This window comes from Stenotrophomonas maltophilia, from assembly GCF_004920835.1.
Taxonomy (GTDB): domain Bacteria; phylum Pseudomonadota; class Gammaproteobacteria; order Xanthomonadales; family Xanthomonadaceae; genus Stenotrophomonas; species Stenotrophomonas maltophilia_AQ.
Genome location: NZ_QFHO01000026.1, coordinates 26,813 through 47,383 on the forward strand (window position 1 = coordinate 26,813; position 20,571 = coordinate 47,383).

General features: G+C 67.1%; 16 protein-coding genes. 8 read left to right on the forward strand and 8 right to left on the reverse strand.

All coding sequences use genetic code 11. The annotated features are described in order from the left end of the window. Window positions 1–2 precede the first annotated feature (2 nt). Both DI041_RS16420 and purD read left to right on the forward strand, forming a co-directional pair. Window positions 3–881, forward strand: coding sequence for a hypothetical protein (locus tag DI041_RS16420; RefSeq protein ID WP_136639408.1), 879 nt, complete (start codon window positions 3–5; stop codon window positions 879–881). A 58-nt stretch (window positions 882–939) separates the two neighbouring features. Then, window positions 940–2,223, forward strand: a complete 1,284-nt coding sequence (gene purD, locus DI041_RS16425) for a phosphoribosylamine--glycine ligase (RefSeq protein ID WP_136639409.1) — start codon at window positions 940–942, stop codon at window positions 2,221–2,223. Between the two features lie 139 nt (window positions 2,224–2,362). On the opposite strand, the gene rpoH is transcribed toward purD, so the two are convergent. Further along, a complete protein-coding gene (gene rpoH, locus DI041_RS16430; protein ID WP_136639410.1) occupies window positions 2,363–3,238 on the reverse strand; it encodes an RNA polymerase sigma factor RpoH in 876 nt (291 codons plus the stop codon). Window positions 3,239–3,595: 357 nt separating this feature from the next. Here rpoH and DI041_RS16435 point away from each other — a divergent pair, with 357 nt between their 5' ends. The 3 genes from DI041_RS16435 to DI041_RS16445 all read left to right on the forward strand — a co-directional run bounded on the left by DI041_RS16435 (window position 3,596) and on the right by DI041_RS16445 (window position 7,180). After that, window positions 3,596–3,988 carry a BlaI/MecI/CopY family transcriptional regulator gene (locus DI041_RS16435; RefSeq protein ID WP_006397459.1) on the forward strand — a complete coding sequence of 131 codons (393 nt, stop codon included), beginning with the start codon at window positions 3,596–3,598 and terminating at the stop codon, window positions 3,986–3,988. Then, window positions 3,985–5,514 (forward strand): M56 family metallopeptidase, encoded by a 1,530-nt coding sequence (locus DI041_RS16440; protein WP_136639411.1) that lies wholly within the window; start codon window positions 3,985–3,987, stop codon window positions 5,512–5,514. The genes DI041_RS16435 and DI041_RS16440 overlap by 4 nt, the downstream gene beginning before the upstream one ends. A 130-nt stretch (window positions 5,515–5,644) precedes the next feature. After that, window positions 5,645–7,180 (forward strand): serine hydrolase domain-containing protein, encoded by a 1,536-nt coding sequence (locus DI041_RS16445; protein WP_248298494.1) that lies wholly within the window; start codon window positions 5,645–5,647, stop codon window positions 7,178–7,180. A 37-nt stretch (window positions 7,181–7,217) separates the two neighbouring features. On the opposite strand, the gene ung is transcribed toward DI041_RS16445, so the two are convergent. From ung to rhlB, 5 genes are all read right to left on the reverse strand, one after another. Continuing rightward, the gene (gene ung, locus DI041_RS16450) at window positions 7,218–7,931 is read right to left on the reverse strand and encodes a uracil-DNA glycosylase (RefSeq protein ID WP_005419723.1); all 714 of its coding nucleotides are present in this window, start codon (window positions 7,929–7,931) and stop codon (window positions 7,218–7,220) included. After that, complete coding sequence (locus DI041_RS16455; RefSeq protein ID WP_012512286.1) at window positions 7,928–8,770, reverse strand: response regulator; 843 nt, start codon at window positions 8,768–8,770, stop codon at window positions 7,928–7,930. The genes ung and DI041_RS16455 overlap by 4 nt, the downstream gene beginning before the upstream one ends. A 7-nt stretch (window positions 8,771–8,777) precedes the next feature. After that, window positions 8,778–9,725: a permease-like cell division protein FtsX gene (gene ftsX / locus DI041_RS16460; RefSeq protein WP_136639413.1), complete on the reverse strand. Its 948-nt coding sequence runs from the start codon at window positions 9,723–9,725 to the stop codon at window positions 8,778–8,780. A 2-nt stretch (window positions 9,726–9,727) separates the two neighbouring features. After that, the gene (gene ftsE, locus DI041_RS16465) at window positions 9,728–10,414 is read right to left on the reverse strand and encodes a cell division ATP-binding protein FtsE (protein ID WP_005419728.1); all 687 of its coding nucleotides are present in this window, start codon (window positions 10,412–10,414) and stop codon (window positions 9,728–9,730) included. Window positions 10,415–10,641: 227 nt separating this feature from the next. Continuing rightward, complete coding sequence (gene rhlB / locus DI041_RS16470; protein WP_046986056.1) at window positions 10,642–12,366, reverse strand: ATP-dependent RNA helicase RhlB; 1,725 nt, start codon at window positions 12,364–12,366, stop codon at window positions 10,642–10,644. 510 nt (window positions 12,367–12,876) lie between these two features. Here rhlB and trxA point away from each other — a divergent pair. Together trxA and rho are read left to right on the forward strand one after the other, a co-directional pair. Next, on the forward strand, window positions 12,877–13,206 hold the full coding sequence (gene trxA / locus DI041_RS16480; RefSeq protein ID WP_005411275.1) for a thioredoxin: 330 nt from the start codon (window positions 12,877–12,879) through the stop codon (window positions 13,204–13,206). A gap of 232 nt (window positions 13,207–13,438) precedes the next feature. Next, complete coding sequence (gene rho / locus DI041_RS16485; RefSeq protein ID WP_136639414.1) at window positions 13,439–15,190, forward strand: transcription termination factor Rho; 1,752 nt, start codon at window positions 13,439–13,441, stop codon at window positions 15,188–15,190. Window positions 15,191–15,345: 155 nt separating this feature from the next. Here rho and DI041_RS16490 read toward each other — a convergent pair whose 3' ends face one another. After that, window positions 15,346–17,877, reverse strand: a complete 2,532-nt coding sequence (locus DI041_RS16490) for a glycoside hydrolase family 3 protein (RefSeq protein WP_136639415.1) — start codon at window positions 17,875–17,877, stop codon at window positions 15,346–15,348. A gap of 341 nt (window positions 17,878–18,218) precedes the next feature. On the opposite strand from DI041_RS16490, the gene DI041_RS16495 reads away from it, so the two are divergent. Then, the gene (locus DI041_RS16495) at window positions 18,219–19,226 is read left to right on the forward strand and encodes a LacI family DNA-binding transcriptional regulator (RefSeq protein ID WP_046986059.1); all 1,008 of its coding nucleotides are present in this window, start codon (window positions 18,219–18,221) and stop codon (window positions 19,224–19,226) included. Window positions 19,227–19,243: 17 nt separating this feature from the next. On the opposite strand, the gene DI041_RS16500 is transcribed toward DI041_RS16495, so the two are convergent. Continuing rightward, window positions 19,244–20,488: a sugar MFS transporter gene (locus DI041_RS16500; RefSeq protein WP_136639416.1), complete on the reverse strand. Its 1,245-nt coding sequence runs from the start codon at window positions 20,486–20,488 to the stop codon at window positions 19,244–19,246. Window positions 20,489–20,571: the final 83 nt, after the last annotated feature.

A 20,571-nucleotide genomic window follows, 5' to 3' on the forward strand; every position in this document is an offset into this window, starting at 1 on the left:
GGATGTCTGCAGTCTCTTTGAAACCGCTTGCCGTGCTCGCCTTCGCTGGCACCGCCCTGCTGGCCGGCTGCAAGCCGGCTGCCGAACCCGCATCTGCCCCCCAGGCAGATGCGGCAAAGCCCGCCGCCAGCGAACCGGCGGCGCATGTCAGTCGCACCGCGCGTCTGCAGGCGTTCCTGACCGGGCGTTACGGCAAGGACGCCAAGCTTTCCGGCCAATGGCGCGGCAGCTGGACCCAGGACGATGAAACGCGCGCGATCGACTGGCAGGTCTGCGCCGAGCAACCGGTGGTGACCGGTGACAGCTGGCAGCAGCTGCTGGCGGTATGCGGTGCGCTGGTTGATGGCGCGCATATCGACCCGGGAACCATCGAGTTCTTCGTGCTGCAGCCCAAGGGCGATGGCTTCGGGGTGACCAGCGAGCTGACCGGCGAGCGCTTCGGCAGTGGTGGCCAGCCCGGCACCGCCAGCATCATCCGCGCCGGCAGCGATTTCTATGGCTTCCGCGTCGAGGATGGCTGGTTCGGCCAGGGCTTCTCGCTGCTCTCGCAAACCCTGGTGCTGCCGGGCCCGAAAGGCCTGACCAGCACCGGCAACGTGCGCAGCCACATCGACAACGACGCCCAGTACGAGTGCGACACGGTCGACGCCAACACCGACCCCGATACGGCCACTGACTGCCGCACCCGCCGCTTCAGCATCGACTTCGCCCTGCGTTTCGACGACAGCGACCGCAGTGCGCGCATCTGGCCACTGCTGATCGAGGAATCCGGCAACACCTGCGGCGGCAAGCGGGTGCGTCAGGAGCACCGCTTCACCCTGGACCCGAAGACCTGGGCCTACTCCTTCCCCGAATCGCTGCGACGCGAAGGCTGCGAGTGAACCACGCGCGCCGCCGGGGCTATCGACCTTCCCTTCCCACGCAATCTGGAATCTCGTGATGAACGTACTTGTCATCGGCTCTGGCGGCCGCGAACACGCCCTGGCATGGAAGCTGGCCCAGTCCTCCCGTGTCACTGAAGTGCTCGTGGCGCCCGGCAATGCCGGCACCGCCAACGAAGACAAGTGCCGCAACGTCGCGGTGAAGGTCACCGACATCGATGGCCTGCTCGCCCTGGCGCAGGCCGAAGGCGTGGCGCTGACCGTGGTCGGCCCGGAAGTGCCGCTGGTGGCCGGCGTGGTCGACCGCTTCCGCGCCGCCGGCCTGCGCATCTTCGGGCCGACCGCCGCTGCCGCGCAGCTGGAAGGCAGCAAGGCCTACGCCAAGGACTTCCTGGCCCGCCACAACATTCCGACCGCGTTCTACGCCGTGCACACCGAGGTGGACGCCGCGCTGGCCTACATCCGCGAGAAGGGCGCACCGATCGTGGTCAAGGCCGATGGCCTGGCCGCCGGCAAGGGCGTGATCGTCGCAATGACGTTGACCGAAGCCGAAGACGCGGTGCGTGACATGCTCTCCGGCAACGCGTTCGGCGATGCCGGCGCACGCGTGGTCATCGAGGAATTCCTCGACGGCGAGGAAGCCAGCTTCATTTCGATGGTGGACGGCGTGCATGCGCTGCCGATGGCCACCTCGCAGGACCACAAGCGCGTCGGCGACGGCGACACCGGCCCGAACACCGGCGGCATGGGCGCCTATTCGCCGGCCCCGGTGGTGACCCCGGAGGTGCATGCACGGGTGATGCGCGAGGTGGTGAACCCCACCGTGCAGGGCATGATCGCCGACGGCATCCCGTTCACCGGTTTCCTCTACGCCGGCCTGATGATCGATGCCAGCGGTGCGCCGAAGGTGATCGAATTCAACGTGCGCTTCGGCGACCCGGAAACCCAGCCGGTGATGCTGCGCCTGCAGTCGGATCTGGTGGAACTGGTGGAAGCCGCCATCGATGGCCGGCTGGACCAGGTGGAAGCACACTGGGATGCGCGCCCGTCGCTGGGCGTGGTGCTGGCCGCGAAGCCCTACCCGGAAGCACCGATCACCGGTGACGTGATTTCCGGCCTGGACGAAGTGCCGGCCAGTGCCAAGGTGTTCCATGCCGGTACCGCATTGGATGCACAGGGCCAGGTCGTCAGTGCGGGTGGCCGCGTGCTGTGCGTGGCCGCACTGGGCGACAGCGTGCGCAATGCACAGACGAACGCCTATGCGGGCGTGGCCAAGGTGACGTGGGCCAACGAGTTCCACCGCAACGACATTGGTTGGCGCGCGATCGCACGCGAGGGGTGAGGCCGGCGCCGCTGCCACGCATGGCGTGGCCGTACGGGCGCCACACCGCCGGGGTAGATCCACGCCATGCGTGGATGAGCCCCACAAACGAGAAAGGCCCGGCGATGCCGGGCCTTTCTTCGTTCCAACGCCCTCCCGCTTACGCGGTGAACAACGCCTTCATCTTCTTCAGCGCGTTCGCTTCGACCTGGCGGATACGCTCGGCCGACACGCCGTACTCGTCCGCCAGTTCCTGCAGCGTCACCTTGCTGTCCGCATCCAGCCAACGGCGGCGGATGATGTCGCGCGAACGCGCATCCAGTTCCGCCAGGCCTTCGCGCAGCAGCTGCATCTGGTTGTCTTCGCTGTCCTCGCGCTCGTAGGCCATCGACGGATCTTCGTCATTGGCCACCAGATACGCAGCCGGCGACGGCGGCGCGTGGTCGTTGTCTTCATCGGTCGGCGCATCGAAACCGATATCGCGACCGGACAGGCGCGATTCCATTTCCATGACCTCGCGCTCGGACACGTTCAGGTCCTTGGCGACGGCGCTGACTTCGGCCGCGTTCATCCAGCCCAGGCGGGTCTTCGACTTGCGCAGGTTGAAGAACAGCTTGCGCTGCGCCTTGGTCGTGGCGACCTTGACGATGCGCCAGTTCTTCAGGATGAACTCGTGCATCTCGGCACGGATCCAGTGCACCGCGAAGGAGACCAGGCGCACGCCCATCTCCGGGTCGAAGCGCTTGACCGCCTTCATCAGGCCGATGTTGCCTTCCTGGATCAGGTCGCCCAGCGCAAGGCCGTAGCCGTTGTAACCACGGGCCACGTGCACCACGAAGCGCAGGTGCGAATGCACCAGCTCGCGGGCGGCGTCCAGATCGTTGCCGTCGCGGAAGCGACGGGCCAGGTCCTGTTCGTCATCGACCGACAGCACCGGGATCTGGTGCACGGCACCGATGTAGGCGTCCAGCGAACCGAGCGCACTGGGAATCGGGAGATTGTTTGCCACAAGGGCAGTAGAGGTGTTCTGGCTCATAGGCACCCATCTTAGCAGTCCGAGATTTGGACTGCTAAAGGAGGAAAAAGTTCCAGCATCCTATTGATGCAACACTGGTCCCAAACAGAGCCCTACCGTAGCGCGATTTGATGACAGTGGCGAGCACGCTTTTCGGGATTCACAATCCCTTGGAATTCAATCAATTACCCACCGGAAACCGGCGATTTCCGGTCAAGCGGAGCTGAACGGGCCGTCCTGGAGGTCCATTCAGGCCAGGAGACGTTGCCCGGTGTTCAGGCCCGAGGGCTGAGGGTTGTCCCTTTACTACTAAGAAACCCGTTGACAGCCACCCGGCGACATGCTCCGATGCATCAACTAATTCATACGTAGAAGCGCATGGCCCGCCCTGTCTCGCAGAATCCCACTCCCGCCGAGCAGGCCATCCTGGACATCCTCTGGGACAAGGGCGAAGCGTCCGTGCGCGATGTGGCGGATGTGCTCGGCCAACACAAGCCGGTCGCGTACACCACGGTGCTGACCATGTTCAACGTGCTGGCGAAGAAAGGCTTTGTCAGTCATCGCCAGGAAGGTCGCGCCTACATCTATCACGCCACGCTCAGCCGCGAGCAGGCCCGCCGGCAAGCGCTTGACCATCTTCTGCATCAGTTCTTCGACGGCTCACCGAACGTGTTGGCACAGCACCTGGTGGACGAACGCGAAATCGACCGCAACGAACTGCAGGCACTGCAGCAGCGCGTCAGCGATGCCAGGGCCGGGAGGAAGGAATGAACCTCATCGACCTGGCGATGGCATTGGGCGTACGACAGTTGCTGTTGTCCGCAATCGTGCTGCTGCCCGCGCTGTGGCTGGCACGGCGGCGGGCCCTCAGTGCCGAACAACGTTCCTGGCTGCTGACCGCAGCGATGGCAGCGGCCCTGCTGCTGCCACTCAGCGCCTTCCTGCCGGGCTGGTCGACCACCCTGCCCGCACCGGCACCGCCCGCGGCCGCGTTCCACCCCATGCCCGGCGAGGGGGCAACGGCGGAAGAAGCCATCTTCGAAGCCGGACGACAGCCCGACATCTACTACGTCGAACTGCCGAAGACCCTGCCGACACTGCTTGCACTGCTGTGGCTGCTGGGCACCCTGTGGCTGGGCATGCGCCTGCTGGACGCGACGCTGCACGCACGCCGGCTGCGGCGGCTGGCGCAACCGGCGACCGCCGGACTGCGCGCGGTCCTGGCCGACATCGTGCCCGCCCACGTGACGATCGCCACCTGCGCCGTCGACGGGCCGATGGTCGTCGGCCTGTGGCACCCGCAGATCCTCCTGCCCCGCCCCTTGCTGGCACGCCTGGACAACAATGTGCTGCGCGACATCGTCCGCCACGAGGTTGCACACCTGCAACGGCGCGACCTGTGGACAAGCACGCTGCTGCGGGCGGGAACAGCACTGTTCTGGTGGAATCCGCTCCTGCACCTTGCCCAGGCACGCCTGGCGGTACTGCGCGAGATGGCCTGTGATGCACGCGCTGCGATGCAGGCACGCGAACCGCTGGACTATGCAGGTTCGCTGCTGGCCAGCGTCGAACAGCTGCAGGCCCTGCGCGAGGAGGCGCCGACGCTTGCACTGGGTATGTTCAGTGCGCGCAGCCAGCTGGCGCAGCGCATTGATCAGCTGGTGGACGCCGGGTCACCCACACCCCGGCACCGCAGCCTGTTGGGGCTGGGCCTGCTGCTTCTGCTGGCCTGCACCGGCACCGCCGTGGCCATCTCACCACGGCTCGCCCCATCACCGGCTGCCAGCGCCTCCGATACGCGCGTCATCAAGCTGTTCCAAGCCGCCAGCACGCATGACGTCGCGCAGGTCCGTCTGTTGGCGGCGGCCGGCGTCGATCTTGATGCGCGCGTGCTCGGTGATGGCACGGCGCTGATCCAGGCCATCCGTGCACGCGATCCGGCGATGGTCGACACGCTGCTGCAACTGGGCGCCGACCCCGATCGTGCCGCGCTGGGCGAAGGCAATCCGTTGATCGTCGCCTCCGCGTTGGGCCTGCAACCCATCGTCGAGCAGCTTGTGCAGGCTGGTGCCGACGTCAACCGGGTCGTGACCTATGACGAGACACCGCTGATAAATGCCTCGCGCGAAGGGCACCTGGTCACCGTGCAGTACCTGCTTGCTCACGGCGCCGACATCAACCTGGGCGTGGAAGCCGACGGCTGGCTGGGGCGCTGGCGGACACCGCTGAACCAGGCTGGCAACGCGGCCGTGCGCGATTACCTGCTGGCGCAGGGCGCCCGCCGCGAACGACGCTGACGCCTCCGCCGCATCGCCTCCTGCGCTGCGGCGGTAACCCGTTCCACCCGCAACGACCGGACGCGACAGGCGTGCGTGGCAACGCGTGCGCCGATCCCGCCCCTCTTCCACTCCTGCAAGGATGTCGATGATGAACCGCCTGTTGCTGTGTTCGCTGCTGGTCTCCCTGGCCCCGTTCCACGTGATGGCCACTGACGCCAGCGCTGAAGACGCTGCGCGCTTTGCGCAGGCTATAGCCCATGGCCTGCGCCCCAGCACCGCGCAGCTGGGCGCCGCGCTGCCGCAGTGGTCGATCGAAGAACGCCTCGCCCACTACAAGGTACCGGGTGCCGCCGTTGCGGTGATCCGCGATGGGAAGGTGGTCTACGCCGCCGGATACGGCCTGCGCCAGGCCGGCACGCGCGACGCGGTGGATGCCGATACCGTGTTCTCGGTCGGCTCGGTCAGCAAAATGGGCACTGCGGCAACCACCCTGAGGCTGGTTGCTGCCGGCAAGGTCTCGCTGGAGGAGAACATCGACCATCGCCTGCGCCGCTGGCACCTGCCTGCCGATTCGCAGGGACAGCACCCGCCGATCAACCTGCGCATGCTGCTCTCGCACACTGCCGGCTTCAACGTGCATGGCTTCCAGGACTACCAGCCCGCCGAACGCCTTCCGACCTTGCTGCAGACACTGGATGGAATGGCGCCTGCAAAGAATGAACCGGTACGCCTGATCCACGCACCCGGCCAGCAGGTCGACTATTCCGGTGGCGGCTACACGGTGGTGCAGCTGGCGATCGAAGATCTGACCGGCAGAGCATTCGCTGAGGTCGCGCAACGCGAGGTGTTCTCGCCACTGGGCATGTCGCGCAGCACGTATCAGAATCCCTTGCCTGCCGGCTACGGCAACGTTGCCCATGCGCACGACAACAAGGGCCAGCCAGAGGCCCTGCCACGCGGCTGGCAGAGCTTTCCAGAACAGGCGGCGTCGGGGCTGTGGACCAGCGCCAATGACATGGGCCTGTTCGTCGCGGCCTTGCTGCGCAGCATCCGCACCACGGATGGATGGCTGCCGCAGTCGTTGGCCCTGCAGATGGTCAGCGAAGTGGCACCGGCCGGCCGTGGCCTGGGCCCGGAGCTGGCCGGCGCTGGCGCCAGTCGCCGCTTCTTCCACAACGGCAGCAACGACAGCTATCACGCAGGCATCGAAGGCTACCCCGAGAGCGGCGATGGATTCGTCATCCTGACCAATGGGGACAACGGCCCTGCATTGCGTGGGGAGATCCGCAATGCCCTGTCCGATGCACTCGGCCACAACGCCAAGCCGGTCATCCGCACGCTGGATCCCGCATTGCTGGTGGATGGCTATGCGCGCTTCAGCGGCCGCTTCGTACTCGATGACGCCCTGCCCATGGATCTGCGCAGTGGCCTGGCCGATTGGTTCGACGCCGCCACCCTGGACGTGCAGGCGGTCGATGCTGGACTGCAGTTGCGCTTGCCCGGGCGTGATGCACCAGTCGCACTGCAGGCGCTGACGCCCGTCCGCTTCCTGGCAGGCAGTGCGGGCGCGGAACTGCTGTTCCATCGCGGCGGCGATGGCACCGTGCAGGCATTGAGCGTGATCGCCGAAGGCGCGCGCGCCTACTATCGGCGCGCGGATATCGCGCCAGCAGCGGGCCACTGATCCATCGCTGGCGGCGCCGGGCCACTGCCCGGCCCGCTCAGAGCGCAGAACGCGGCGGCAGCGACCAGTCGATCGGGGCCTGCCCGCGACGCTGCAGGTACTCGTTGGCCATCGAGAAATGGCGGCAGCCGAGGAAGCCGCGATGGGCCGACAGCGGCGACGGATGCGGCGACTTCAGCACGCGATGGCGACGGGTGTCGATGACCTTGCCCTTCTGCTGCGCGTAGGCGCCCCACAGCATGAACACCAGCCCTTCGCGCTCGCGGTTGAGCACGTCCACCACGTGGTCGGTGAAGCCTTCCCAGCCGCGCCCCTGATGGGCGCCGGCCTTGCCCTCTTCCACCGTCAGTACGGCATTGAGCAGCAGTACGCCACGCTGGGCCCACGGAATCAGGCAGCCATGGTCCGGGCGCGGGATACCGAGATCGCTCTCGATCTCTTTGTAGATGTTCAGCAGCGACGGCGGCACCGGCACGCCCGGCGGCACCGAGAAGCTCAGCCCATGGGCCTGACCACGGCCGTGGTACGGGTCCTGGCCGAGGATGACCACCTTCACCTGCTCGAACGGCGTGGCATCGAACGCGGCGAAGATCTGCGGGCCGGGCGGGAACACCGCCGCGCCACTGGCCTTGCGCTGGCGCAGGAAGCTGGACAGCTCGCGCATCTGCGGCTGCAGCAGGTAATCGCCGACATGCTGCTTCCAGCTCGGTTCCAGTTGGATCGTCGGGGTGTCGGCTACTTCATCCATCATCGAATCAGGGGTCCATCATTCAATCGGGCCAGCCGCAGCTGGAACAGCACCTTGGTGACCAGCAGCCGTTCTTCGATCGGCTTCAGCACCAGGTCGTTGGCGCCGGACTGCAGCAGCCCGGTCTGGTTGTGCGGATTGCCATCGCCGGTCATCACCAGCACCGGCAGGCGGCGCTTGCCGTAGCCGAAGTCCACGCGCACGCGCTGCACCACGTCGCGGCCGCTCAGTTCACCCTTCAGGGTGACGTCGGTCAGCACCAGGTCGATGCGGTGGCGGCTGCGGCCCAGCGACTCGGCGGTGAGCAGGGTGAACGCCTCTTCGGCGCTGACCACGTGCAGCACGTTCAGCTGCTGGCGTTCGAGCATGCGCTTGGTGGCCTCGGCCACCACGCGGCTGTCCTCGATATAGAGGATGGTGGCGCCGGGAATGGTCTGCGGCTGCACATAGCCGCGGATGAAGGTCGCCAGTGCCTCATGGCCCAGCGCCTTGTCGAAATAATCGGTGACGTACTCGGTGAAGCGGCGCTGCTCCAGATGCTGCTGGGCATCGCCGGAGACCACGATCACCGGCACATAGGCCTGGCCAGCGGCTTCGCGGATCATCCGCGCCAATGCCAGGCCGTCGCCATCACGCAGGGTCAGCGAGGTGGTCACCAGGTCCACCGGACCCTGTGCCAGCGCCTGCTGCGCTTCCTCGATGCTGTCGCAGCCGATCACCTCCACGCCCGGCAGGTCACGCCTCAGCACGTCGGCGATCAGCTTGCGTACCAGCTTCGAGCCATCGACCACCATCACCCGCGTCGCGGGCCCCTCAAGGTGCTTCAACGCTTGCGGTTGCATGCCGGTCTCAGGTGTCGGTCGGTCGGGTCTGGCGCAGGAAATGGCCGGTCACCAGCCACGCCCCCAGCCAGCCCAGCAGCAGCGTGCCGAGCAGCACCAGGCCGCCATGCAGCAGGTCCAGGCCGTGCAGCACGAACGGGCTGCCGTAGCTGCGCGAAAGTTCGGCCAGCGGCATGCGCAGCGCGGCACCGGCGGCAGCGATCAGGGCCAGCGCCACTGCGCCAGCGCCCAGGCCATACCAGGCGCCCAGGTACAGGAACGGACGTCGGATGAAGCCATCGCTGGCGCCCAGCAGCTGCAGCACGCCGATCTCTTCACGGCGGGCCTGGATGTCCAGGCGCACGGTGTTGCCGACCACCAATGCGGCACCGACACCAAGCAGCACCGACAGCACCTGCACCAGCCGCGCGCCAAAGGCGAGCCAGGCATCGAGGCGCTGGCGCCACAGCGCATCGTGTTGCACCAGGTCGGCCTCGGGCAGGCTTTCCAGCGCGCGCGCCAGGCGCGCATCGTCCTTGCCCTGGCCGGGAGTGATCACCAGCAGCGAGGGCAGCGGATTGTCGTCGAGCGCGTCGATCGCCTCGCCGAGGCCGGCATCGCGCAGTTCCTGCAGGCCCTGCTCGGGCGTACGCACGTTCACTTCGGCAACGTCGTCGCGGTCGCGCAGCTGCCCGGCCAGGCGCAGCGCGCCGGGGCCATCGACATTGCCCTTCAGGAACACGTTGATGTCGCGCGACTGCTGCACGCTGCCGGCGAACTGCTTGAGGTTGTCCAGCGCGATCGACAGGCCCAGCGGCAGGGCCAGCGCCAGCGCCATCACCATCACCGTCAGCAGGGTCGCCCACGGCTTGCGGCAGGCGCGGCCCAGGCTGAACACCACGCTGTGTACGTGGTGCTGGAACCAGACACCCACGCGCGACGGGGCGGCGGCTTCGCTGTTTTCGTTCTTCGCCATGGTTACTCCGCCAGGTCCTGCGGCGAGATGTCATCCACCAGCCGGCCGTGATCGAGGATCAGCACGCGCTTGCGCATGCGGCGCAGCAGCGGCAGGTCGTGGCTGACCACCAGCACGCTGGTGCCGCGCGAAGGCAGCTCGGCGAACAACGCCATGATCTCCGCCGCCAGGGTCGGGTCGAGGTTGCCCGTCGGCTCGTCGGCCACCAGCAGCTTGGGTTCGCCGACGATGGCGCGGGCGATGCCGACGCGCTGCTGCTCACCGGCGGACAACTGCGAGGGCAGCGCCTTCTCGCGATGGCCCAGGCCCATCCGCTCCAGCACCGAGCGCACCCGCTTGTTGATGTCGCCACGGCGGGTACCGCGCAGGATCAGCGGCAGTGCCACGTTCTCGGCAATCGAGCGGTCCATCAGCAAACGGTGGTCCTGGTAGACCGCACCGACCGCGCGACGGTGGCGGGGTACATCGCCGCCGCGCACCTTCAGCAGGTTGCGCTCGTCGAACACCACCGCGCCGCGGCTGGGCCGCTCGTCCAGGTGGATCAACTTGAGCAGGGTGCTCTTGCCCGCACCGGAATGGCCGGTGACGAACAGCATCTCGCCCGGCGCGACCTCGAAGCTGACATCGGTCAGCGCCTCGTGGCCACCGGCGTACTGTTTGCTGACATTGTCGAAGCGCAGGACACTCATACCCCGATTATGCAGGAGCGGCGCCGCGGATCGGTAGCGCCGGGCCATGCCCGGCGGATTTTTCGATCTGCCGCTGCGCTCGCCGGGCATGGCCCGGCGCTACCTGCGGCATCAAGGCTGTAGAGCCGAGCCAATGCTCGGCTCGGTGGGTGCCGACCGTTGGTCGGCACACCCTTCAAGGTCGTCCGACCAACGGTCGGGCGCTACCCGCTGATCGGCGGCGCCGATCAGCTGCCCGACAGCATCCGGCGGATCTTGCGGCCGATGCGGGTCAGGAACGAATCACCGGTATCGGCGGCGGTGCGCACCGGCTTGGCCACCACCTGCACCGGGGTGACCGGGCTGGCGCCATTGCCGGCCGTGGCCTGCACGCCTTCGGCGCCTTCGACCGGACGGCCGTGGCGACGACGACGGCGCTTGCGCGGCTTGTGCTCGCCATCCACTGCCACGTCCGGTGCACCTTCGGCACGCGGCGGGCGCGGCGGACGCGGGGCCTGGGTCACGGCAGCCTCGGCGCCAGCAACCGGGGTGGCGGCAGCCTGCTCGCCTTCCACGCGCGGCTTGCGCGGGCCACGCGGGCGACGTTCGCCGCTGCGCTCGCCGTCACGACCACCGCGGCCACCGCCACTGCCTGAACGGCCGCCACTACGGCCACCGCCCCGACGCTCTTCCTCGGCGGCGCGGGCTTCGCGCGCTTCGCGGAAGATCTGGCCGACGCTTTCGTTGTCATCGCCTTCCTCGCCTGCCGCCGGGGCCGGGCGTTCCGGGCGCGGCAGCGGCGTCAGCAGTTCCTTGGTGACCGGCTCGGACGGAATCTTCTGCTCGATATAGGCCTCGATGTCCGGCAGGCCCATCGCGTAGCGCTCGCAGGCGAAGCTGATCGCATCGCCTTCTTCACCCAGGCGCGCGGTACGACCGATGCGGTGCACGTAGTCTTCGGCATCGAACGGCAGGTCGTAGTTGTAGACATACTTGATGCCGTCGATGTGCAGGCCGCGCGCAGCCACGTCGGTGGCCACCAGGATTTCCAGCTGGCCCTTCTGGAAGCGGTTGAGCAGGCTCTCGCGCTTCTTCTGCGGCACATCACCGGACAGCACGCCGACACGGTAGCCGGCCTTTTCCAGCGAACGGGCCACGCGCTCGACGAACACCTTGGTGTTGACGAAGACCATGGTGCGGGCGCCTTCGCTGCGCGACAGCAGGCCCAGCAGCAGCGGGATCTTCTCGTCGTCGGCCGGGAAGTAGATGCGCTGGCGCACGCGGGCGGCGGTGATGGTCTCGGCCTCGACCACCAGCTTCTGCGGCTCGTTCATGTGCTCATAGGCCAGCTCCAGCACGCGGTGGCTGAGGGTGGCGCTGAACAACAGGGTCTGCCGGGTGGTGCGCTCAGGCATGCGGCGCAGCAGGAAGCGGATGTCCTTGATGAAGCCGAGATCGAACATGCGATCGGCTTCGTCCAGCACGCAGATCTCGCAGGCGTGCAGCGAAACCACCTTGTGCTGCTTGACGTAGTCGATCAGGCGACCCGGGGTGGCGATGATCACGTCCACGCCCTGCTGCAGCAGCTCGCGTTGCTTGTCGTAGTCGACGCCGCCGTAGACCAGCGCGAAGCGCAGGCCCAGGTCGGAACCGAACTTCACCGCGTCCTTGTGGATCTGGATGGCCAGTTCACGAGTCGGCGCAAGGATCAGCGCGCGCGGGTCTTCCGGCTTGCGATCGGCCAGGGCCGGACGGGTCAACAGGCGGTTCACGACAGCGACCAGGAATGCCAGCGTCTTGCCGGTGCCGGTCTGGGCCTGGCCGGCAACATCACCACCGGGCAGCGCGACCGGCAGGGTCAGCGCCTGGATCGGGGTGCAGCGGGTGAATCCGGCTCCTTCAAGGCCAGCCTGCAGGGCCGGATGCAGCTCGAAGGAGGAAAAGGTCAAATCGGTCAGCGGTTTGTCGCTCATGAGTCCGTCTTGGTATGGCCACCGGCCAGCGGGCGGGCGGCACTGCATCGTCTGGGGGCACCGTCGCAAACTGCGGCCCCTGCGGCGGGTCGGCGGGCCGGGACCACCGGGTCCGCGCGCCGCTCAATGTTCCAGTTTAACGCACTCGGGCCGACAAACCGGAATGACGCGTCTCACCACACAGGGAGACGCTGACCCTTCACCCAGCAACACCGGACTTGAACAGCCGTGCCGGAGGCGCTGGTGTCGCCCGCTGCCAACCCCATGTACAGGAGGACAGTGAAATCCGACACATATCAGGCATCGAAGCGATCACGATACGCTGGGTTCCAGCCGGCGCCTGTCCCTGCCCTGCGATAGGGGTACACTGCCGGCCGTGAGCGTCCAGGCATCCCGCCGAACGCACCGCGGCAGTGCGCCGCGAGGCAACGACGAGGGTCGCGCCACCGGGCATGGCCCAGTTCACCCACCTCCGGCATCGCCGGGTGCAATCCAAGACGAGAAACCAAGATGAGCGACAAGGTTGTACATGTCGGCGACGCCGACTTTGATAGCGCAGTGCTGAATTCCAAGGAGCCGGTGCTGGTCGATTTCTGGGCCGAGTGGTGTGGCCCGTGCAAGATGATCGCCCCGGCGCTGGACGAACTGGCCGACGCCTACCAGGGCCGCGCCAAGATCGCCAAGGTCAACGTCGACCACAACCGTGCGCTGGCCGCCAAGTACCACGTGCGCTCGATTCCGTACCTGGTCGTATTCAAGGACGGCGAGAAGGTCGGCGAGCAGATCGGCGCGGTGGGCAAGGCCCAGCTGGCCGGCCTGCTGGACAAGGCTCTGGCCTGATCCTGCGTGACAACACCGGCGGCCGCCACCCGCGGCTGCCGGTGGGCGCATACCGCGCCAGCATGAATGCAGTTCCCGGTGACCCTTGCACGGCGCCGCGGGCCGATGATAGTGTCGGCATATCCGGCCGCGTTCGCGTGCCGCACCCTCTGGACGCAGTTTCTTCCAGACCCATTCCCAACGTTCGCCGCCCCAGCCGGGCGCTCGCACCTTCAAGCGAGGAATAACGCTCTTGTCCGATAACACTCCCGAAACCGGCAGCGCCGAAGCGCCCGCCGAAAAGCGCGTGCGCAAGCCCCGCGTAGCCAAGGCTGCCACTCCGGCCGCCGCCGAAACCAGCGCCGCCCCGGCGCAGCCCACCCTGCCGCTGGCAGCCGCGCCCGAAGCGCCGGCACCGGCTGCAGCGCCTCCCGCGCCGAGCGCGCCCGCCGCCGAGGCGCCTGCCAGCAGTGGCGGCGGTGACAGTGGTGAGGGCCGCGAATCCGGCCAGCCGCGGCAGCAGAACCACCAGGGTGGTGGCCAGAACCAGAACCCGTACAACCAGAACCAGCAGGGTCAGGGCCAGGGCAATCGCCGCGACCGTTTCCGCAACCGCCGCGATCGTGATCGCAACGGCGGCGGTGGCGGTGGTCGCTTCCGCGATGACGGCATGCCCAACGACAACGGCGAGCAGCAGCCCTTCGTGCCGCGTCCGCATGCCAGCGTGCCGGAAGGTTTCCCGGTCTACTCGCTGAGCGACCTCAAGCGCATGCCGGCACAGAAGCTGCTGGAGATCGCCGAGCAGCTGCAGATCTCCGAAGGCGTGGCGCGCGCGCGCAAGCAGGACGTGATCTTCGCCCTGCTGAAGGTGCTGACCCGCCATGGTGACGGCGTTGCCGCCGACGGCGTGCTGGAAATCCTGCCGGACGGCTTCGGCTTCCTGCGCGCGGCCGAAGCCAGCTACCTGGCCGGCCCGGACGACACCTACATCTCGCCCAGCCAGATCCGTCGCTTCAACCTGCGCACCGGCGACCACCTGTCCGGCCGCATCCGCTTCCCCAAGGACGGCGAGCGCTACTTCGCGCTGTCGATCGTGGACACCATCAACGGTGAGCCGCTGGAAGCATCGAAGAACAAGGTGCTGTTCGAGAACCTGACCGCGCTGTTCCCGCGCCGCCGCTTCACCCTGGAGCGTGGCAACGGTTCGTCGGAAGACATCACCGGCCGCATCCTCGACCTGATGGCGCCGCAGGGCAAGGGCCAGCGCTCGCTCATCGTTTCCCAGCCGAAGGCCGGCAAGACGATGATGATGCAGCAGGTGGCCACGGCCATCACCACCAACCATCCTGACGTGCACCTGATCGTGCTGCTGATCGACGAGCGCCCGGAAGAAGTGACCGAAATGCAGCGCACCGTGCGCGGCGAGGTCATCAGCTCGACCTTCGACGAACCGGCCGCGCGCCACGTGCAGGTGGCCGAAATGGTCATCGAGCGTGCCAAGCGCCTGGTCGAGCACAAGAAGGACGTGGTGATCCTGCTGGACTCGATTACCCGCCTGGCCCGCGCCTACAACAACGTGGTGCCGAGCTCGGGCAAGGTGCTGACCGGTGGTGTCGATGCCAACGCCCTGCACCGCCCGAAGCGTTTCTTCGGTGCCGCGCGCAACGTGGAAGAAGGCGGCAGCCTGACCATCATCGCCACCGCGCTGGTCGACACCGGCTCGAAGATGGACGAGGTGATCTACGAAGAGTTCAAGGGCACCGGCAACAGCGAAGTGCACCTGAGCCGCCGCATCGCTGAAAAGCGCGTGTTCCCGGCCATCGACATCAATCGTTCCGGCACCCGCCGCGAAGACCTGCTGATCGAGCCGGAACTGCTGCAGAAGATCTGGATCCTGCGCAAGCTGCTGCATCCGATGGATGAAATGGCCGCGATGGAATTCCTGCTCGACAAGATGAAGAACACCAAGTCCAACGACGAGTTCTTCGGTTCGATGAAGCGGTAAGAGAAAAGCCCCGCACTGCGGGGCTTTTTTTGTTTTCGGGACGGCCCATCCACGCGTGGCGTGGATCTACCGGTAGCGCCGGGCCATGCCCGGCGGAATGCATCACCGCGCGCGGTCACAGACACGCCGGGCATGGCCCGGCGCATCCATCCAGATCACGGGCAGGCCACCGCGCCCTCCGAATTGGCCGTGTTGGCGGTCAGCTTGACCTGGGTGAACGCCGCGGCGAACGGCGTGTCCGCGCTCACCACGAACGGTGCTTCGACCGCGCCCAGATCCACACCCTGCTTTGCAAAACACGCCAGCGGCACGGTCACCGTCTGCTTCTGCCCGGGCGAAAGTTTGCCCAGCAGCGGGGCGATGTCCACTCCCCCTTCGCAGCCGGTGCCACATTGCATGGTCACCTTCACCGGCGATGCCGGGCGCTTCACCAGCTGCACGTCGAACTGCAGTGCGCCATTGCTGCGCGCAAGCGCGCCCAGGTTGCGGCGTGAGGTACTGCGCGCGATCAGCTGCGCCGGGGCCAGCCACGTCACTTCCCTGGCGTCCTGCTGGGTGTTCACCTGCACGGTGCGCACCTGCACCACCGGCGTGGCGGTCGGCCAGCGCAGCGTGGAATTCAGATCGTTGCCCAGCGGCTGGGTGGCACCGGCCGCGGCCACGTGCAGAGCGAACGGCGGGGTGTCGGCGCGGTTGAAGATGGGCAGCAGGGTCACTTCACCGCAGCTGTCCGGATTGGACTCGCCCAGCGTAGCAACCTTGCCGCTCCTGGCGTAGCTCAGGCCATAGCCCAGCGGGAACAACGGCGGCTTCTTCGCATCGGGCTGGTCGATCGGCGCCGGGCAAGGCACGCTCGGCCACGGGAAGCTGAGGCGACCGCGGAAGTCATGCGCGGGCGTTCCGCCCTTGCCCGCCACCAGTACATCGGTGACGCCCTTGCCTTCGGTGCCCGGCAGCCAGGCCGCAACGAAGGCGCTGGACAGGTTGAGCAGGTCGTTGGTGTACATCGGCCGACCGGACATGTAGACCGTCACCACCGGCTTGCCAGTCGCCGCCGCGGCCTTCAGCGCGGCCAGATCCTGCGGGTAGGCGCGGCTGTGGCTCACGGTGTCCGAGGCGAGGATGTCACCGTTGGTTTCCGCATACGGCGTCTCACCGATCACCGCCAGCACCACATCGAAGGCCTTCGGATCGACGCCTTGGCCGTCGACGCTGAAGCTGACCTTGTCTGCGCCCAGTTCCGCGCGCAGCGCACCGAGCACCGAATCGGCATTGGGGAAATCGGCGTTGTTGTTCCCGGTGCCCTGCCAGGTCAGCGACCAGCCACCGGACTGGTCACCGATGCTGTCGGCGCCCTTGCCGACCACCAGCACGCGCGCATCGCGGCGCAACGGCAGCAGCTTGCCTTCGTTCTTCAGCAGCACCAGCGATTCGCGCACCGCGCGGCGCGCCAGGTCGCGGTGCTGCACTGCGCTGGCATCACCGGCATAGCGGCTGTCGGACGGCTTGCGCTCGAACAGCCCGGCGCGCAGCTTCACCCGCAGAATGCGGGTGACTGCATCGTCGATGCGTGCCACCGGGATCTCGCCGCTCTTGACCTGCGCGATGGTGTTGTCGATGAACGCCTTCCAGTCGTCGGGCACCATCACCATGTCGATGCCGGCGTTGATGGCCTGCGCGCAGCTGTCGTTGCGGCAGCCGGGCACCTGGGCGATGCCGTTCCAGTCGGAGACAACGAAGCCGTCGAAGCCCATCCTGTCCTTCAGTGCATCGGTCAGCAGTGCCTTGCTGCCGTGCATCTTGCCGTAGTCGATACCGGCGGCGCGGTCGTTCCAGCTGTTGAAGGACGCCATCACTGTCTGCGCGCCTTCGGCCAGCGCGCCGTAATACCCCTGTGCATGCACGTTGATCATCGTCGCCTTGTCGACCAACGCCTCGCCCTGGTCGCGACCGTTGTCGGTGGCGCCGTCGCCCAGGTAGTGCTTGGCGGTGGTGATCACGTTGCCGTCGTCGTGGAAGCGACCCTGCGCGCCCTTGACGTAGGCATGGGCGAAGCTGCGGATCACCGCCGGATCGGACGAATAGCTTTCGTAGGTGCGCCCCCAGCGCGGGTCGTGGGCCACGGCCAGGGTGGGCGCGAACACCCAGCCGATGCCGGTGGCGCGCACCGAACGCGCCGTCGCCTCACCGATGCGCTCGATCAGTTCCGGATCACCGGCCGCGCCCAGGCCGATGTTGTGCGGGAACAGGGTCGCGCCCAGCACGTTGTTGTGGCCGTGCACTGCGTCCGTGCCCCAGATGACCGGCACCGGCGTCTTCGCGTCTGTTGACAGCGAGGCGGCGTGGTACGCATCAGCCAGTTTCAGCCAGTCCTGCGCGCTGGCGTGCTTGTCCATGCCCGGCCAGGAGCCGCCGCCGTTGAGCACCGAACCGATGTAGTAGCGGCGCACCTGCTCGGGCGTGATCGTCTTGATTTCCGCCTGGGTCATCTGCCCGATCTTCTGCGCCAGCGTCATCTGCGAAAGGATCTTCTGCACGCGGCTTTCGATGTCCGCGTCGGCGGTGATCGCGCTCTGCACGTGCGGCCAGTCCTGCAGGCGTTCGCCGCTGGCCGGTGCGGCACCGGCGGGCGCGGCAAGGGCCGCCAGCAGGCAGCTGGCAAGAAGGGTCTGGGTGGGGCGATTCACTGGGTTCTACCTCCGTGGATGAAGTTCCTGGCGTGCGGGGCTGCAGCAGCACGACAGCGCGGGCACCTGAGTGCCGTTCCTGACAGCGCTGTCATATAAGCCCGCTCCCGTACTGTCAATCGTTGCTCGTGCGCGCTGTGGTGGCCGCCCCTCAACCACGGGCCCCGGCACATCACAAGCGCGCTACAGTGGTGCCCGTGTGTTGCATCGCGACAAGGAATCGGGACGTGCCAGCGCACCTCCTGTCGTGGCAACATCCGCCTGCTTCGGCAACACCGACCGGGCCACCACGCTCTACCATCGCCGCGTGCCCGCCGCCTTCCAGGAGGATCCATCGCACCATGCGCAGTCGAATCGAGGATGTCGCCGCCGTTGCCGGGGTTTCGATCAAGACCGTGTCCCGCGTGCTCAACCACGAGCCGAACGTGCGCGAGCAGACCCGCGAACGGGTGCTGTCGGCCGTGGCACGGCTGGGCTACAAGCCCAACCCGTCGGCACGCAGCCTGGCCGGCCAGCGCTCGTATGCGCTGGCGCTGGTCTACAACAATCCCTCGCGCAACTACCTGATGGAAATCCAGAGCGGCATGCTGGAAGCCTGCCATGCGCAGCACTACAACCTGATCCTGGGCCCGGTCGGCACCGGCCGCCGCACCCTGCCCGACCTGGCCGCGCTGTTCGAGAATTCGCGCCCCGACGGCGTCGTGCTGATCCCGCCGCTGACCGATGACGAGGTGGTGCTGTCCTATCTGGAGGAGCATGAAATTCCCTTCGCCTGCATCGCGCCGCGCCACCCGGAAGGCCGCATCGGCGTACGCATGGATGAGACCACAGCGGTGATCGAACTGATTGGCCACCTGGTCGCGCAGGGCCATCGGCGCATCGGCCACATCAAGGGCCCACGCGCACATGGGGCCTGCCAGTGGCGCCACGCCGGCTACCGCCAGGCGCTGCGCGAGGCCGGCATCGCTTACGACCCGGAGCTGGTGGTCAAAGGCCAGTTTTCGTTCGAATCGGGCGTGGACGCCGCCAATACCCTGCTTGACCTGGTCGACCCGCCAACGGCGATCTTCGCGGCCAACGATGACATGGCCGCGGCGGTGTACCGCGTGGCTGGCGAGCGTGGACTGCGCGTACCACGCGATCTGTCGGTGTGCGGCTTCGACGATACGCCGATCGCCGGGCACATCTACCCGGCGCTGACCACGGTGCGCCAGCCGACCGCTTACATGGGCCGGCTGGCAACCGAGCAGTTGATCGAGCACATCCGTGCCGAGGCCGCTGGTCGCATGATCACGGTTGAACATGCGGTGCTGGATCGCGAATCGACTGCCGCGCCACGCCGGCGCTGACAACGGCAACACGTGGCTCACGGCGCCGGTAGCCGTGAGCCGTTCCATGCATAGAAGGCGATGTAGACGTAGCACAGCATCGGCAGCAGGAAAGACACCTGCAGGCCGTAGCTATCGGCCAGCCAGCCCATCGCCAGCGGAATGACCGCGCCACCAACGATGGCCATCACCAGCAAGCTGGAGGCCTTTCCTGTGAGTGCGCCGAGGCGCGCGATGGCCAGGGCGAAAATGGTCGGGAACATGATGGAGTTGAACAGACCGATGCTGACCACGGCCCACTTGGCCACACCGCCACTGGCGGTGACCGTGATGCCCAGCAAGACCATCACCATCAGTGCGAACAGGCCAAGCAACTGGCGTGCGTCCAAGCGTGCCAGTAGTGCGGCACCCACCAGGCGGCCGGCCAGCGCACCGCCCCAATACAGCGAGACATAGCCGGTGGCCTCCTGTTCGGACAGGCCCTGGCCGATGCCCGGCGAGGACAGGAAGTTAACAAGCACGCTGCCGACGGATACCTCGGCACCGACGTAACAGAAGATGGCCAGCACCCCCAGGCGCACGTGGCGATGGCGCAGCACATCCCACACGCGGCCTTCGCCGCTGATGCGCCCCTCCACGCCCGCAATGGTGGGCAGACGGAACATCCAGATCGCCGCAGCCAGCAGGAACAGCGCCACCGCCAGGCCGAAGTACGGCAGCTGCACCGACTGTGCTTCGGCCGCACGATAGGCCAGTGCTTCGGCCTGCGGCAGCAGGGCCAGCTCATCCTCGCTGCGTGGCTGCGCCGAGAGGATCAGCAGGCCGCCGAACAGTGGCGCCAGCGTCGTGCCCAGCGCGTTCATCGCCTGCGCCAGGGTCAACCGGCTGGAGCTGGTGCGCTCGTCACCGAGCAGCGCAACGTATGGATTGGCGGCCACCTGGAGCACGGTGATGCCGGTGGCCAGCACGAACAGCGCCGCCAGGAACAGGCTGTACACGTGTGCGGCCGCCGCCGGCCAGAACATCAGCGCACCCACGCAGGCGATCGCGAGGCCGGCGACGATGCCGCGCTTGTAGCCGACCGCCGCCACCAGCCGGCCGGCCGGCAGTGACATCAGGAAATACGCGCCAAAGAAGGTGAACTGGATCAGCATCGCCTGCACCCAGGTCAGTGCGAAGGCGGCCTTCAGGTGCGGAATGAGGATGTCGTTGAGGCAGGTGAGGAAGCCCCACATGAAGAAGATCGCGGTCACCACAGCCAGCGCGCGGGTATTGCCCTGCATGTGCTGTCCGCTGACGGTCGTTGCTGTGTCCAAAGCCTGTCCTCCCGGTCAGTGATTAAAGCCATCCATCGGTCATGTGCGAC